The following is a 15,334-nucleotide window of genomic DNA, read 5'->3' as shown; positions in this document are numbered from 1 at the left end:
AATTGAGGATCGCGATAACATGACACACCGTGATCCCCAAGTAGAAGTATTTAGCGAAAGTGATTGCAGAATCACCTTCTTTTATATTATAACAATATTTTTGACAGTTGTTATATAATATAGGTATTATTTACGATAAAATTAATTTTCATCTCATTTTTGTTTTATTACTAAAGTGCTGATTGAGATTGTCTTAATCGGTAAATTAAAAGTGCTATAATAAAATCAACAATGAGTATCGGGAGGAATATTTTAGTATGACTACAAGAACCTTTACTGCTGAAGAACTTGCAAAATACAATGGCCAAGATGGCAACCCAGCTTATGTCGCAATTGATGGAGTGGTTTATGACGTCAGTAATGTCCCGGCTTGGCGTAACGGTAAGCATCATGGCAATTTAGCAGGTCATGACGTTAGCGCTGCAATTCAACGCTCACTTCATATGAAGCGGGTTCTTGAAGATTTGCCAGTTATTGGTAAATTTACTGGTGATCCTGAAGTTTAATTTTCTTTAGGCAAATCATTTAAAATAGAACAACCTAAGATTGTCCTCATTTTGAGTTAATCTTAGGTTGCTTTTTTACTATAGCGGCTTTTAAGCTAATTTCAGATAATCTCTTAAGTATTCTGCGAGACCATTATGTTCGTTATCGATTGGGGTAACATCATCTGCAATGGCCTTGATTTCAGGAATTGCATTATTCATTGCAACACCACGACCGGCAGCAGCGATCATTTCTTGATCGTTCTTCTCATCCCCAAAAGCAATAATGTGGGTACGGTCAATCCCGTACTGCTTAGCAATATAGAACATCCCTGATTCCTTATGGGTCCCACGATGAATTAGTTCAAGAATATTATATGGGCCGCCCCAGACTCGAGGTTCAACGAAGTCACCGTATTTGTCGTTGACTGCGCGGATAATCTTTTCTTTACTATCTGGCTGGTATTCGATTGTCATTGCGATCGGATTATCACTAAGATTCCTTTCACTCAGTAACTGACTAGGCTTAAGGTGGTTGGGAAGAAATTCAGGGACATCTTTAGTTGCCTGGTTCGCCCAGAAATGCTCCTTACTTTCAACGGTAATGGTATCAATTCCCAATTCTTCTCTATGTGCCAGAAGATCTAATGCCAGTTCTTTTGTTAATTCAATTTCATATTCCTTATCCCAGTTTTGGTGGGGAATATGGGTTAGAGCACCGTTGAAATTAACCATTGGCGTTTGAATCCCGATTTGATCGTAAATGTGTTGAGCAATTCGGTAAGGCCGGCCGGTAATAATACTAACAATGTGACCGTCCTTAGCAGCAGCCCGTAACGTATTAACAGTTTCAGCAGTTAATTTTGACTGATTATTGAGAGTGGTTCCATCCAGATCGATGGCAATGAGGTGTTGATCCATTAAGCGTGTCACTTTCCTTTATTACGAATAATTAACTATTATACCTGGAATTAAGAAAAAGTTAAATGAATTCCAAGAATGCTTTCGGGAAATGTTTAGGAACGGATTAAAATAAGTTATAATTTGTTTAAGATTAAAGTGATGGGGTGATTAAGAGAATGCAGCTACCAAGTGCATTTAAAACTAAGTATCAGCAATTGTTGGGAAGTGAAGCCTCAGCATTTTTAGCAGCATTGAATGAACAAAGTTTTAGCGGCTTTCGGGTTAACCCACTGAAGGATGGCTTGCCACAGGAGACAATTAGTCAAGCCAAGGGAAAAGTGCCGTACGTCCCTACCGGATATTATGGTCAAGTTAATGGAAAATCCCTGGATCATGTTACTGGTTGGGTATATAGTCAGGAACCTTCCGCAATGTATGTAGGAGAAGTGGTGAACCCACAGCCAGGAGAACGGGTTCTTGACCTCTGTGCGGCGCCAGGAGGGAAATCGACCCACTTAATTTCTTTGATGAGGGATCAAGGATTGTTAGTTGCTAATGAGATTTTTCGGAAGCGGGCCTTGATTTTAGCGGAGAATTTGGAACGATGGGGTACTCGTAATACAGTGGTGATGAATGAAAGCCCAGAAAAACTAGAAAAGCAGTTCCCAAAGTTCTTTGACCGAATATTAATCGATGCTCCGTGTTCTGGCGAAGGAATGTTTAGAAAAGAACCGGCTGGGATTGAATATTGGAATTCAGATTATCCAGCGGAATGTGCTAATCGTCAGCGTAAAATTATTGCTTCAGCGATTAGAATGTTAAAGCCGGGTGGTACTTTGGTTTATTCAACTTGTACGTTTGCTCCTGAAGAAGATGAACAGAATGCTAGTTGGATTCTTAAAAATTATCCCGCAATGCAAATGGAAGAGATTAAAGCATATCCGGGGATGGATCATGGTCGTCCTGAATGGGCAGATGGCAATCAGGAATTAGCAAAGACAATTCGTCTTTTCCCTCATCATATCAAAGGCGAGGGGCACTTTATTGCTAAGTTTCGTTATGGTACTCCTGTTACTGAAAAGCCTTTACGAAAGAAGCGACGGAAGAAAAAACACGCAAACTCGTATTCCTTGACTAAGGATCAGCAAGCACTGTTTAATAGTTTCCGGGACGCAGTTATTCCTAACTATCAACCCACTAGATTAGTTTTGTTTGGTGAACAGCTATATGATTTGCCAGTCGGAATTGATGAAATTGATGATCTCAATATTCTTCGGCCTGGGTTGCATCTTGGGACATTTAAGAAACGACGATTTGAACCATCGTTAGCATTAGCGCTAGCGTTAAAGCCGACTGAAGTTAAAACAACGCTCGAATTGAGTGAAGAGCAGTGGCGGCAATATGTTCATGGTGATACGATCGCAATTGATAAAGAGCTAGCTAGTGGCTGGTACCTGCTAGTTTGTAATAAACATTCCTGTGGGTTTGGAAAATTAGTGCAAAAAACGGTGAAAAACTTTTATCCAAAGGGGTTAAGATTTTAGAGGAGTTAAATAAAATGAAAGAAAAACAAGCATTTCATGTTAATGGTTATTTGGGGTTATTAATAGCAATTCTTGGTGGACTAGTAGGACTTTGGCTCATATATAGTGGCTTTCGCTTTGGTCACTTAATAAGCATGATAGTAGGTATTGTGTTAGTGGTGCTTATTCTAGTCCTTTCGAGTAGTTTAACGATTATTCAGCCGAATGAAGCCAAGGCATTAACGTTCTTTGGTAATTACATCGGGACAATTCGGGATGCAGGACTATTTATGACCGTACCGTTTACCGATAAGGAACCCGTTTCTCTTCGGGTTCGGAATTTTAATAGTCAAATTCTTAAGGTGAATGATTCAAAGGGAAATCCGGTTGAAATTGCTGCGGTAATTGTTTTTAAAGTAGTTGATACCGCTAAGGCCCTCTTTTCGGTTGATGATTACGAACAATTTGTTCAAATTCAAAGTGAGTCAGCCATTCGTCACGTTGCCAGTGAATATCCTTACGATACATTTGAAAACGAGGATGCATTGACTCTGCGAAGTAACCCAACTGAGGTATCTAACCGGTTAGCAAGTGAGTTACAGGAACGGTTAAATGTTGCCGGAGTAAAAATTGTTGAAACTCGGTTGACCCACCTTGCTTATGCCACTGAAATTGCTAGTGCAATGCTGCAAAAGCAACAATCATCAGCAATCTTATCTGCCCGAAAGATTATTGTTGAGGGCGCTGTATCAATTACTGAGGATGCAATAGATCGCTTGGCAAAGGAAGCAGATTTAGAATTAACGGACGAACAGCGTTTACAAATTATTAATAACATTATGGTTGCGATCATTAGTGAACGAGGAACGCAACCAGTAATTAATACCGGAACGCAACAATAAGTGGAGTTAATAAGCGCATGTTATATCTAACAATTTTAATGACCGAGCGGGTCGGCTTTGTTATTATTTGTGCTTTCCTCTTGGTTAACATTCCAGCGTTTCGTCGTTGTCTCTTTGCCCAAACACTTACGGCAAAGTTACAGTTAGTGGTAATCTTTTCACTATTTGCAATTATGGCAAATATTACGGGAATTGAAATTGACCCGGCTAATGAGCTGCATAATAAAGTTTTGCTAACGGCTGTTTCTCATGACTATTCGGTTGTTAATGCCAGAATCCTTGCCGTAACTACGGCAGGAATTATTGGTGGACCATGGGTTGGTGGTTCGGTCGGCTTGATCGCTGGACTTCACCGGGCGTTTCAAGCTGGCTTTGCTAGTGAAGCTTGGTTTTATATTCCCAGTTCAACACTGATTGGATTGTTGTCTGGTTATTTGTATAAGGATAAAAATAGTTCGTTTACGGTAATGACGCCATGGCGGAGCTTTATTGTTGGTTTATCGATGGAATCAATTCAGATGATTTTCGTCTTTCTGTTTAGTCCAACGGGATGGTTATTGGTCCGTTACATCGCGGTTCCAATGATTTTAATCAGTTCGTTAGGGACATCAATTTTCATTTCAATTATTACGATGTATCTTCGTCAGGAAGAAGAAACTCGGGCTACACAGACTCACTCGGTACTGAAGCTAACTAACCAGACGCTACCCTATTTCCGTAACGGGCTTAATGTTAAATCAGCCCAGCAAGTAGTTCGCATTATCAAAAAATACACAAACTTTGACGCAATTAGTATTACTGATCGGAACACGATCCTTGCTCATATTGGTGCTGGGAGTGATCACCATATTTCGGGGGAAACGATGGTGACAACGCTCTCTGAATCAGTAATTCAGAGTGGTCAGGTAAAAGTTGCACGGAATGCTGAGGAGATTGGCTGTTCGCATATTGACTGTCCCTTACAGGCAGCGATTGTTGTCCCGTTGCGAGTTACAGATAGGGTAGTCGGAACTTTAAAAATGTATTATACCGATAGTTGGAAGCTAACACCGGTTGAAATTCAGTTGGCAACCGGTTTGGGCGGAATCTTTGCTAACCAGATTGCCTTAGGGGATGCTGAAATGCAGGCCCGGCTAGTTCGTGATGCCGAAATTAAATCGCTACAGGCACAGGTTAACCCGCACTTTTTCTTTAACGCGATTAATACAATTAGTGCGATGATGCGTCGTGATAGTAATAAGGCGCGTCAGTTGCTCCTGCAGTTAAGTACCTATTTTCGCTCAAATTTAATTGGTGCTCGAGAGACGCAAATTACTCTAGCTCAAGAGCGGCAACAGGTTAATGCTTACCTTAGCTTGGAAATGACTCGTTTTCCAGGGAAATATGATGTCCAACTACATACGACCGTTAGTGATGATGTTTTGCTACCTCCATTTACAATTCAGGTTTTGGTTGAAAATGCATTAAAACACGCGTTTGGGGAACGGAAAATCGGTAATTACGTAACCGTTGATGTCTACCAGCAAGAGGATCGGTTAATAATTATGGTTAAAGATAATGGTCAGGGAATCTCACCAGACTTGATCAAGCGTCTTGGCCAACAGGCAGTCCCATCTGAGCATGGTTCAGGGACTGCATTGCATAATTTGAACCAGCGATTAATCGGATTGTATGATAAGAAAAGCGGCCTTCACTTTACCAGTAGTAGTCAGGGGACAACAGTTAGTATCTCCATTCCATTTACCAAAAAGGGAGGACAAGTAAATGAAAGTCTTAATTGTGGATGATGAACCATTAGCACGTGACGAGCTTAGTTATCTATTAGAACAAAATGACCTGATTGACGAAATAAATGAGGCTGATGGAATTAAATCTGCTCGAGAAGAAGTGAAAAACAATCGACCAGATTTAATCTTCTTGGATATTCAGTTGGATGATGGTAGTGGAATGGCATTTGCCAAGGGCTTGAAGAAAAAGGAAAATTGTCCCTACATTGTTTTTGCTACTGCTTATGACCAGTATGCATTGGATGCCTTTGAGGCGGACGCAATCGATTATGTATTAAAACCCTTTGAGGCAGAGCGAATTAATGACGCAGTTAAACGAGTTGTTAGGCTAATGGATAACCAGAATGGCAGTCATGGAGTGACCGTTCAACAGAAGAATCCACGAATTTCACTAACTAATGATGAACGAACAATTGTTATTCAGAAGCGAAATATTCTTTATATTCAAGCACAAGCAGGAAAAGCTGTTGTTCATACTGAAGATCAGGAAATCGTCAGTAAGCAAACTCTCAATAGTATCATTAATTTGTTAGACCCTAACCGGTTTATTCGTGTTCACCGGAGCTTTGTTGTTAATCTTAATAAGGTTCATGAATTACAACCAAGCTTCAATCATACTTACGAATTAACCCTTGATGATGGGAGCAAAATTCCTGTGAGCCGGTCATTTGTTGCTACTACTAAGAAGGCGTTAGGGGTATAGTTAACAAATTAAATTCCTGCGATTATGCGTTAATCATTTTGGAATATTAAAAAGATAATAAACGGGGCAGAAAAACATTTTGTTTTTCGTGCCCCGTTTCTAGTTAATCATTCGATCAGTAATGTACAAAGTAGATGAAAGATAGTAAAACTGCCGATATAACAGTAATTTAGAAAAAGATTAACAAAGAATTAATGGTTAAAGATCGGTTGAATAGTAATTAATTGTAAATAAATTAACAATCTTGAGGGCATTTCATCTGCTGGTTAGGGCATTTCATCCTCAAATATGGCTATTTAAGTGTGAAATTCAACACAAATGGTAAAAAAAGTGTAAATTAAATAACTGAAGAGGCGCTGTGAAAACGGTACCGAACAAAATTTATTTTTATTTCTGTGGGAGGGAATAAGTTATGGAAAAGGACAAACAACCTAAGGATTCCAACATTTATGTTCAAATGGGAATCTTTGCTGCTATTTTATTTGTTTCTCAATTGATCTCTGATCTTTTTCCAAAGAGCTTTGTTGTACCAACTCCTTTAATTGGTATGGTATTGCTTTACATTCTGTTGGCTACTCATATTGTTAAGCTTCACCAAGTTGCTAAGTTTGGTGACTTTATGATCGGACTAATTGCATTCCTGTTCGTTCCATCAGGTATCCAATTAGCTGCTCACCTTGACATCATGAAGAAGGAAGGACTTCAAGATGTTATCGTAATTATCATTGCTACGATTATCATTCTTGTTGTTATTGCCTACGTTGGTGCCCTTGTTATGAGCATTCACCACAAGATCACTGGTACTAAAGAAGACTAGGGAGGCACAATAATTATGGCTAATACGATTGTTACAAATCTAGCATTACCATTTACTGGTATCTTCATTTCATTGATTGTTTACCTAATTGGTATGTGGTTAACAAAGATTAGTAATGGATTCTTCCTTTTTAACCCATTACTTGTTGGGATGGTACTTGGTATCGTTGTCTTAGCAATTTGGGCTAAGGGCACTGGTTCCACTACCGCTGCTGTTTACAAGAAGTTCTACCTTCCTGGTGGTAACATGATTTTCTGGTTCTTGAACCCAGCTACTATGGCCTTCGCTATTCCAGTTTACCGTGTTAACAACATTTTCAAGAAGTACTGGTTCGATATTATCGTAATCTGCTTCGTTGGTGGATTTATTTCATTGTTCCTTATCAACCTTGTATGTAAGTTATTCGGTCTTTCTGCCGCTTCAACTGCATCAATGTTGCCACAAGCCGCAACTACTGCTGTTGCCATGCCAATTGCTGCTGGTGTTCATGGTGTTCCAGCCGTTACTGCAATGGCATGTATCCTTAACGCCGTTGTTATCTACGCTTTGGCCGAATTCCTTATTAAGGTTCTTGGTTTGAAGAAGATTTCAGCCGTTGCTACTGGTTTAGGTTTAGGTTCTGCAGGGCACACCGTTGGTTCCGTTAAGGCTCTTTCACTTGGTGAAGTTCAAGGTGCCATGGCCGGTGTTTCTGTTCTGATTATTTCATTAGCAATGGATATCTTGGTTCCAATCTACGCCCACTTATTCATGTAATTTAATTTATCATTAAGGAGAAACTGAATTATGTCAAAAAATCATCAAAAAGTTGTTCTTGTTGGTGACGGACAAGTTGGTTCAGCTTATGCTTATGCATTAGTTCAACAAGGGTTGGCTGAAGAATTAGCAATTGTTAACCTGTCAAAGGAACAAGCTGAAGGTGACGCCCTCGATTTAGAAGACGCAACTGTTTTCACTGCCCCGAAGCAAGTTTATCAAGCTGATTACGATGCTTGTGCAGACGCAGACCTAGTTGTAATTTGTGCTGGGGCTGCTCAAAAGCCAGGTGAAACTCGCCTTGACTTAGTTGGAAAGAACCTTGAAATCATGAAGCAAATTACGAAGAGTATTATGGCCACCGGTTTCGACGGAATTCTTTTACTTGCAACAAACCCAGTTGATGTTTTAACCTATGCAGTTCAGAAGATTTCAGGATTACCTGCTAACCGGGTTATCTCATCCGGTACTTCACTTGATTCAGCACGTTTACGTATTGCTTTAGCAAAGAAGTTGGGTGTTAGTCCACTTGATATTAGTGCTAATGTGATGGCAGAACACGGTGATTCAGAATTTGCTGCATACTCCAGTGCAACAGTTGGTGGTAAGCCACTTCTTCAAATCTGTGAAGAACAAGGCATCAGCAATGATGAATTGCTAAAGATTGAAGATGACGTACGTCACAAGGCTTACGAAATCATCAACCGAAAAGGCTTTACTGCATATGGTGTTGCAACTTGCTTAATGAGAATTACACGGGCAATTCTACGGGATGAAAATGCTGTATTACCAGTTGGTGCTTACATTGATGGTGAATATGGTATTAAGGATAACTATCTTGGAACCCCAGCTGTTATCAATGCATCTGGTATTTCAAAGGTTATCGAAGTTCCATTAAATGAACGTGAAAGCGAAGCAATGACTAAGTCAGCTGAAGCTTTGAAAAAAATTGCTACTGACGGGATGACTAAGGTTGGTTTAGTTAACTACCTGATTAAGTAGTAATAAAAAGAGGGTATCTGTCAACTGGTATTGATGGATATCGATACCACTCACAGAAATGTGGGTGGTATTTTTTATACAAAAAGACAATCAATTCTTAAAAAGAAAAATTTTTGATTGGCAAAACCATAACAGGTTCGTTTGAGTGCTTTAATTTTTCGATTGATTCCTTCTAAGGGGTCATTTGAGAATTCATACTTAGTGCTATTAATAACGGCTTGTCGGTTCTTCTTTAGGGTATAAATTGTCGTATCCATTTCAGTATTGGTAGTTCGATAGTCCTGAAGAACTGCTTTAAGCAGTTCAGTATTACGATCATGAATAGCTTGAGTAATTCCTTGGTAGGTTTGATAAACTGCCTTAAATTCAGTAAATTTACAGGTGATTAGATCGACGACGTTTTGCTTAGTTATATATTCGTTTATTTATTCCCCGAAGATAAACTGGTTTTTCGGGATTAAGCTTGGTCTGCTTAAGATGGAATAACCGCCATTGAGTTTTCATAATTTTATATTCACGACTTTGCTTATTGAGGGTCTTAAGAAGATTGATTCGACAGTTATCTAAAGCTCGTCCGGCTAATTGGACGATATGAAACCGATCAATAATGATTTTGGCATTAGGGAAGAGGCGGTAAATGAAACTTTGGTATTGAGCATTGAGATCGATAACAACGGTTTCTACTTGAGCCCGTTCAGCCCGACTATAGCGATTCTCAAAGTAGTCGATGATGGAAGGTGAGAGTCGATCGTGGAGCTTAACTACCAGTTGGTGAATTTCACTGTCACAACAGATAAATGACATGATGGACTTCGTTGAACGGAATTCATCAAAGCAGAGGTGTTTAGGCAGGACGGCCATTCGATAATGAGGTTCAACTCGTTCGGTGATGGTCCGACGAACACTACTGGCTGAACAATGACAAAGGCGAGCGACTAGCTCGCCATTCAAACCTTCACGAACTAATGCCATGATTTGATTTTTAAGATCTCGGGAAAGAGTATGATTAGGTTTAGTTAATTGTGTAATAGCACCAAAAGTAGTTTGACAATTGGAACAATAGTAACGTTGCTTAGCTAGAATCATTTCATATCGAGTACCGTTAAGACTTGCCAAACGAAGATGACTTTTTCGCAAGCCGTTTTTGACCACTGATTTAAATCCACAGTTTTTACAGCGATCCACGGGATAAGTCAGTGAAGCATGAATCAGTTTCCACTCTTCATTGTTTTTCAAAATAGTTTCGACTTTGAGAACCTTGATATTCTGGTCTTCAATTCCGAGGAGATTTAGGATAGAATTGTTTTGGGACATCTGCATAACCTTCTTTACATGATTTTTTTGGTGAATTGATTGTACAACACGAGGGCAGCAGCTGTCCTTTTTGTGTACAAAAAAACTGGCATTGATTTTTTATCAATACCAGAAAGTGTATACCCTAAAAAGATGTGATGAGAATTCATCACATCTTTTTCTTTTTAAAGAATTGCTTTAAGCTCGGTTAAACGGTGGATTTCAAAGGTTGGCTTTAAGCGAGTTGAATTATGCAATGAATGGGGGTTGAACCAGACTGTATCAAGATGAGCATTAATGCCGCCTTGAATATCAGAACTTAATGAATCTCCAATCATTAAAGTGTTACTACGATGACCGCTAATGTGGTGAAGTACAAAATCAAACATTTCTTTGTTCGGCTTTTGAAGTCCAATCACTTGTGAAATAAAAATATCATCAAAATACTGGAGTAGTTTAGCATCCTTCAGTCGTTGATCTTGCACTATCTTTTGCCCATTGGTAACTGCATATACGTGGTAGTTATTTTGCTTTAGGTACTTCATTACTGTTCGCGTACCGGAAACCAGTTGATGATTATTACTGAGGTATTTGAGGTAGGTTTGAATTGTCTTTTTACCAGGAACATTTAGTTGGTGGTAAGCCTTAAAATAGTCGGCAAAGAGGTGTTCCATAAGTTGATCCCAGGTGAGTTCATTCCGTTCGAACCGTTGCCACATCCTGACATTATAATTTTGGAATGTTTGTTTAACGGTTGGTGTTAATTTCAGGTTGAAATCACTAAAGAGTTGTTTTAAGGCGTGGCTTTCGGCGGCTCCGTAATCTAATAGTGTATCGTCAAGGTCAAAAAGGATGTTTTGATACGCTGTCATTCGATAATCACCATCCTTAAATTAAATCACGTTGTTGAGCATATTCGAGTTCTTTACCGTGTAAGACAAAATTAGTTGACGGTAACTCGTTAAATGACTTACAACCAAGGAGGGCAAGAAGTCGCGGAAGGGCCATTTGCCAATTAGTAATTTCTTTATCGAGTGCATCAATTCCATCATGGATGAGAATATTAAGAAAATAGCCGGCAACACCAACAGCATTAGCACCAAGGATTCCCGCTTTAATAACGTCTAACGGGGAACAGATTCCGCCAGAAGCAATAATTTGGGTATCCTTAGTACGCGCTTCACGGGCCTCCAACATTGATTCTAATGTTGTTTGCCCCCAATAATTGAGAAAACTAAAATCTGCTGTATGATTCCGTCGATCTTCGATTGCAGCGAAGTTAGTTCCACCGCGACCACTAATGTTAATTATGGAAACACCGATTGATTGCAGCTGGTTAATTGTTGAACTATCCATACCAAAACCAACTTCCTTAACAATAACCGGAATATTAAGGCGGTTAACCAAAGATTCAATATTAGTTAACCAGTGAAAGTTACGATCACCATCATCCATAATTAATTCTTGAGTAGTATTAACATGGAGTTCAAGGGCATCGGCATCTAGCAGGTCAATAACCGTTTTTGCCTGTTCTAAACTGGCTTTGGCACTGAGGTTAGCAATAACAATTCCGTCCGGGTTAATGTCACGGACAACCTTAAAACTCTTTTTAGCAGTTGGATCATGAAAGATAATACTTGCTGAGCCAAGTGCCATTGCAAGGTGGTGTTTTTTAGCAACCATTGCAAGTTCTTGATTAATCTTAAATGCATTTTGACTGCCACCGGTCATTGCCTCAATGAAAAAGGGAACCGCCAGCTTTAAGGTTCCACAGTTAGTAACGGGGTTCACCTGATCAAGACTAATTTCTGGAAGACTCTTGTGAATGATCTGCATACTGTTAAATGAATTGGTGTGGACCTGGTTATAAAGCTTAGTTGCTAACGAAAGGTGCTCATTTTTTCGTTGGGCATGACTTGATTCCATAGTTTTTCTCCTTAAAATAACTTTCCGAATTAATAATACTTAAAATTAACTAAAAGAGTGTGACTTTTGAATCATGATCGATCAATTATCACACTCTTTTATCATTAACTATTATTTTTTGATGAGGTGGTACTTGATCTCACCCTTAACATTTTCGATGAAGTGAACCGAAAGGGGGAGTTGCTCGATTTTATTGGCCGCCCACTTCTTCAATACTTGTTTGAAGTTACTATCACGATCGATAGCAACGATTCCACAATCACCACCACCAGCACCGGATGTCTTTGCTGCTCCGCCAAAATCTTCAGCAATTTGGCAGAGTTTATTTAGGACGGGGGTTTCGATATGAACACCGGAGTTCGTACCGAGTTGCTTTAACAATTCCCGGTTATACCGGATCTCATTTTTAATTAACTCCAAATCAGCATTATGAAAACCTTCAACCATTCGTTGAATGCAGTGCTTACTATCTTCCAAAAACTGGCGGTACTCTTTTTGTTGGCGAGCCTTGAACAGGGAAATCTTATCGACTAGTTGTGAAGTCGATGCCGGCTTTCCAGTCCATCCAATAAGGAGCTGAAGGTTGTTTGGCGCCTTTAAGGATTCAATTTTGAGATCAGGCCATGGTAGATCAACGAGGGTTCTCAAGTCAAGATATTTTCGTTGTTGAGCAAGCCATTGACGGTCAAATGAATGGTAGGCGATCCAACCACCATAAACGGAAGCGGCCACATCTCCCAATGACCCATTTCCTTGAACTTCAAAGTGAGCAATTGCGGCTAATTTGAAGATTTCATCCTTAGTAACTGGCAGGTTATAGAAATGGCAAAGGGCTTTTACCGTGGCAACCGTAACGGCAGCGGAAGAACCAAGGCCGTATTTCTTTCCTGAGTCGCTATCCAGCTGACTATCAATATGGAGATCGAATATCCGTAATTCACGCGCGAAACTACGGGCATATTCCTCAGTTACTTTGATTGCGGACAAAATATAAGAAAACGGGTTATCACGATTATCAACAATCATTTGTTCCCCAAGACGATGCCACTGTAGAGCATTATTGTGATATTGTCGACTAATGATTTTACCAACTTCTGCAGCACTTTCTTCAATGGAACAAGTGACAAATTGATCCAATGCTACTAAAATCGCCGGGTAACCATTTTCCACAACAGCGTATTCACCAGCAATATAAAGTTTGCCAGGTGCTTTTTCAGTAATCAATTTTACAAAACCTCTCAATCAAATCCTATTTATCGATAATTTTTACTCCTGGTCCAGGCTGTGAAATAATTAACCTTTGCTTACTGAAAAGGTTCCCCAAATATTGAACAATTTTTTCACGATCTTTTTGATCGTAAATCACTTTAACGTTTGGACCAGCATCCATAGTATAGTAACAACTTACCCCGTGTGAACGCAAGTCATTAACTGCCTGAATTGCGCGGATCGTATCACCATTAAAATAAGTATATCCTGGATCAGCAGAAAGAGTTAGAGCGTGCATTCGGAGAGCATTTTCTTCAGCAATGTGGCCGATCTGATCAATATTCTTGTCAGAGATAGCCTTTTTCATTGCAACCATATCGTGAGCAACAACTTTTCGCCAGGTAGGGTAATAAGGTGAAGACTCAACACTTGACTGCATTCCCTGACGACTTGAAATCTTTTTCTTGGTCGTATTGATTAGGATCGCGATCATTTCAATTCCAAAATCGACTTTTTCCATGATCGGTTCAGCAAAGGAAGATTGATCATCAGTTCCCCGGTGCCACTCAACAAGGCCGCCATAAATGGAACGTGTAGCTGAACCTGAGCCACGGCGAGCAAGGCGAGAAAGGGAGCGCCGGTCAAGATTTAGGCCGGCTGCCTTACTAGCTGCAGTCGCAAGGGCGGCAAATGCGGAAGCGGAAGACGCCAACCCTGCAGACATTGGTACGTGATTAGTGGAAATAACTTTAGCATAATTATGGTTGCCACTAATTTGCCGAATAATATCAAGAAAATTCTTAACCTTTTCGGCAGAACGACCAGTGATCGGTTGACCATCAATTTCAATGTCATCTGCTATTAGGTCGTCTCTGAATTCAACCCCTGTATCAGCATAGAATTCATTTAACGTTAGTGAAAGGCTATCCGTTTGCGGAATGATCAGCTTTTGATCTTTTTTCCCCCAGTACTTAACTAACGCAATATTAGTGTGTGCACGTGCGGTGATCATTAGTTTATTTCCTCCGTATCCCCAAGTGGTTGTAACCATACTTGCTTAGCACCATTATCTTTTAAAATCCCTGCTAGTTTTCTGGCACCAAGCGCGGTTCTGGTAATCGCAAACATACAACCGCCACGGCCGCCTCCCGTTAGTTTAGCTCCTAATGCGCCATTATGGTTAGCAGCAGCGATTAATCGATCCAAGTGTTCGTCACTAACATTTAGTGCAGCTAGGTCGCTTTGCGCGCTATTAAGTGCGATGCCAAGGCTCATTGCTTCATTATGACTTAAATAATCCTTAGCTAGATTAACCAGTTTTCCTAAATGATTAATATGGCTTAACGCTGCATTATGATTAGTTTCTAATTCATGTCTAACAGCAATGATTGCTTCCTTAGTGGCTCCCTTAACCCCTGTATCAGCAATGACCATTGTTGCCTGTAAGTTCATTTTCAACGGTACTCCAGCTTGACCCTTAACGAAGTAGAGTGGTGATGTTGAGCTGACAGTTGCCGCATCTAAACCAGAAGGACTTCGGTGGGTTACTTCTTCCTCGATATCGGCAAGCTGGAGCAATTGCTTGCGGCCAAGCTTTTCTTCGTATAAATCAAAAAAAGCGCGAACGATAGCGACCGCTGTTGCTGCAGATGATCCCATACCACGTTCTGCTGGTAACTGGCTTTTAATTGTCATTGTCCATTGATCGCTTTCACCATTAAAACGCTGCATCAATGAAGAAATTAAGCGTTGGACTCCTGCCATCTTTTCGGGAATTTGATTTAATGATCCTTCAAAGTAACGGCTTTTAATTTGGTGGCCTCCCTTGTTCGTTAACTTAATTGTTACCGTTAACGTAACATCTGGAAGCGGAAGGGCAATTGCTGGTTCACCATAGACCACGCTATGTTCGCCCATTAAAATTATTTTGGCATGACTGTGACCGATTCCTTGTTCTTTCACATCAAAACCTACTTTCTTCGTAAAATACCATTATTAATAATAGCGTAAAATTACTGATTTGCCAAA

Annotated in this window: 14 protein-coding genes and 1 pseudogene; 8 read left to right on the top strand and 7 right to left on the bottom strand. The window is 40.0% G+C overall.

Features of this window, described 5'->3' with window-relative positions; all coding sequences use genetic code 11:
* The first annotated feature begins 257 nt into the window (after nucleotides 1-257).
* Nucleotides 258-506 carry a cytochrome b5 domain-containing protein gene (locus tag MR181_RS08060; protein ID WP_191911207.1) on the top strand — a complete coding sequence of 83 codons (249 nt, stop codon included), beginning with the start codon at nucleotides 258-260 and terminating at the stop codon, nucleotides 504-506.
* A gap of 90 nt (nucleotides 507-596) precedes the next feature.
* Here the strand turns inward: MR181_RS08060 and MR181_RS08055 are convergent, their stop codons facing one another.
* Nucleotides 597-1,406 carry a Cof-type HAD-IIB family hydrolase gene (locus MR181_RS08055; RefSeq protein WP_191911208.1) on the bottom strand — a complete coding sequence of 270 codons (810 nt, stop codon included), beginning with the start codon at nucleotides 1,404-1,406 and terminating at the stop codon, nucleotides 597-599.
* Nucleotides 1,407-1,564: 158 nt separating this feature from the next.
* Between MR181_RS08055 and MR181_RS08050 the strand changes: the two genes are divergently transcribed.
* The 7 genes from MR181_RS08050 (at nucleotide 1,565) to MR181_RS08020 (ending at nucleotide 8,878) form a co-directional block, all read left to right on the top strand.
* Nucleotides 1,565-2,932, top strand: coding sequence for an RsmF rRNA methyltransferase first C-terminal domain-containing protein (locus MR181_RS08050; protein ID WP_242336879.1), 1,368 nt, complete (start codon nucleotides 1,565-1,567; stop codon nucleotides 2,930-2,932).
* Between the two features lie 14 nt (nucleotides 2,933-2,946).
* Complete coding sequence (locus MR181_RS08045; RefSeq protein WP_242336875.1) at nucleotides 2,947-3,813, top strand: SPFH domain-containing protein; 867 nt, start codon at nucleotides 2,947-2,949, stop codon at nucleotides 3,811-3,813.
* A gap of 17 nt (nucleotides 3,814-3,830) precedes the next feature.
* Nucleotides 3,831-5,600 (top strand): sensor histidine kinase, encoded by a 1,770-nt coding sequence (locus MR181_RS08040; protein WP_191911211.1) that lies wholly within the window; start codon nucleotides 3,831-3,833, stop codon nucleotides 5,598-5,600.
* Nucleotides 5,578-6,303, top strand: coding sequence for a LytR/AlgR family response regulator transcription factor (locus MR181_RS08035; RefSeq protein WP_191911212.1), 726 nt, complete (start codon nucleotides 5,578-5,580; stop codon nucleotides 6,301-6,303). The genes MR181_RS08040 and MR181_RS08035 overlap by 23 nt, the downstream gene beginning before the upstream one ends.
* A gap of 412 nt (nucleotides 6,304-6,715) precedes the next feature.
* Nucleotides 6,716-7,120 (top strand): CidA/LrgA family protein, encoded by a 405-nt coding sequence (locus tag MR181_RS08030; protein WP_003716951.1) that lies wholly within the window; start codon nucleotides 6,716-6,718, stop codon nucleotides 7,118-7,120.
* 15 nt (nucleotides 7,121-7,135) lie between these two features.
* Complete coding sequence (locus MR181_RS08025; protein ID WP_182581543.1) at nucleotides 7,136-7,876, top strand: LrgB family protein; 741 nt, start codon at nucleotides 7,136-7,138, stop codon at nucleotides 7,874-7,876.
* 30 nt (nucleotides 7,877-7,906) lie between these two features.
* Nucleotides 7,907-8,878 (top strand): L-lactate dehydrogenase, encoded by a 972-nt coding sequence (locus MR181_RS08020; RefSeq protein WP_242336872.1) that lies wholly within the window; start codon nucleotides 7,907-7,909, stop codon nucleotides 8,876-8,878.
* A 74-nt stretch (nucleotides 8,879-8,952) separates the two neighbouring features.
* Here the strand turns inward: MR181_RS08020 and MR181_RS08015 are convergent.
* The 6 genes and pseudogenes from MR181_RS08015 to mvk form a co-directional block, all read right to left on the bottom strand.
* A pseudogene (locus tag MR181_RS08015) lies at nucleotides 8,953-10,192 on the bottom strand (ISL3 family transposase).
* A gap of 164 nt (nucleotides 10,193-10,356) precedes the next feature.
* Nucleotides 10,357-11,043, bottom strand: a complete 687-nt coding sequence (locus MR181_RS08010; protein WP_242336869.1) for a YjjG family noncanonical pyrimidine nucleotidase — start codon at nucleotides 11,041-11,043, stop codon at nucleotides 10,357-10,359.
* A 16-nt stretch (nucleotides 11,044-11,059) separates the two neighbouring features.
* Nucleotides 11,060-12,097 carry a type 2 isopentenyl-diphosphate Delta-isomerase gene (gene fni, locus MR181_RS08005; RefSeq protein WP_242336867.1) on the bottom strand — a complete coding sequence of 346 codons (1,038 nt, stop codon included), beginning with the start codon at nucleotides 12,095-12,097 and terminating at the stop codon, nucleotides 11,060-11,062.
* Between the two features lie 111 nt (nucleotides 12,098-12,208).
* On the bottom strand, nucleotides 12,209-13,321 hold the full coding sequence (locus MR181_RS08000; RefSeq protein ID WP_242336864.1) for a phosphomevalonate kinase: 1,113 nt from the start codon (nucleotides 13,319-13,321) through the stop codon (nucleotides 12,209-12,211).
* Between the two features lie 25 nt (nucleotides 13,322-13,346).
* The gene (mvaD, locus tag MR181_RS07995) at nucleotides 13,347-14,318 is read right to left on the bottom strand and encodes a diphosphomevalonate decarboxylase (protein WP_242336861.1); all 972 of its coding nucleotides are present in this window, start codon (nucleotides 14,316-14,318) and stop codon (nucleotides 13,347-13,349) included.
* The gene (gene mvk, locus MR181_RS07990; RefSeq protein ID WP_191911218.1) at nucleotides 14,318-15,268 is read right to left on the bottom strand and encodes a mevalonate kinase; all 951 of its coding nucleotides are present in this window, start codon (nucleotides 15,266-15,268) and stop codon (nucleotides 14,318-14,320) included. Before mvk ends, mvaD begins: the two co-directional genes overlap by 1 nt.
* Nucleotides 15,269-15,334 lie beyond the last annotated feature (66 nt).

Origin of the sequence: Limosilactobacillus urinaemulieris, from assembly GCF_932750685.1 — a bacterium.
Lineage (GTDB): Bacteria > Bacillota > Bacilli > Lactobacillales > Lactobacillaceae > Limosilactobacillus > Limosilactobacillus urinaemulieris.
The sequence above is the reverse complement of the archived record's forward strand: the minus strand, read 5'-3'. Positions and strand labels throughout refer to the sequence as shown.

Coding starts and splice junctions, on each gene's coding strand:
- MR181_RS08055 (WP_191911208.1), bottom strand. CDS start 1,406: ATGGATCAACACCTCATTGCCATCGATCTGGATGGAACCACTCTCAAT.
- MR181_RS08010 (WP_242336869.1), bottom strand. CDS start 11,043: ATGACAGCGTATCAAAACATCCTTTTTGACCTTGACGATACACTATTA.
- fni (WP_242336867.1), bottom strand. CDS start 12,097: ATGGAATCAAGTCATGCCCAACGAAAAAATGAGCACCTTTCGTTAGCA.
- MR181_RS08030 (WP_003716951.1), top strand. CDS start 6,716: ATGGAAAAGGACAAACAACCTAAGGATTCCAACATTTATGTTCAAATG.
- MR181_RS08035 (WP_191911212.1), top strand. CDS start 5,578: ATGAAAGTCTTAATTGTGGATGATGAACCATTAGCACGTGACGAGCTT.
- mvaD (WP_242336861.1), bottom strand. CDS start 14,318: ATGATCACCGCACGTGCACACACTAATATTGCGTTAGTTAAGTACTGG.
- MR181_RS08040 (WP_191911211.1), top strand. CDS start 3,831: ATGTTATATCTAACAATTTTAATGACCGAGCGGGTCGGCTTTGTTATT.
- MR181_RS08045 (WP_242336875.1), top strand. CDS start 2,947: ATGAAAGAAAAACAAGCATTTCATGTTAATGGTTATTTGGGGTTATTA.
- MR181_RS08025 (WP_182581543.1), top strand. CDS start 7,136: ATGGCTAATACGATTGTTACAAATCTAGCATTACCATTTACTGGTATC.
- MR181_RS08050 (WP_242336879.1), top strand. CDS start 1,565: ATGCAGCTACCAAGTGCATTTAAAACTAAGTATCAGCAATTGTTGGGA.
- MR181_RS08060 (WP_191911207.1), top strand. CDS start 258: ATGACTACAAGAACCTTTACTGCTGAAGAACTTGCAAAATACAATGGC.
- MR181_RS08020 (WP_242336872.1), top strand. CDS start 7,907: ATGTCAAAAAATCATCAAAAAGTTGTTCTTGTTGGTGACGGACAAGTT.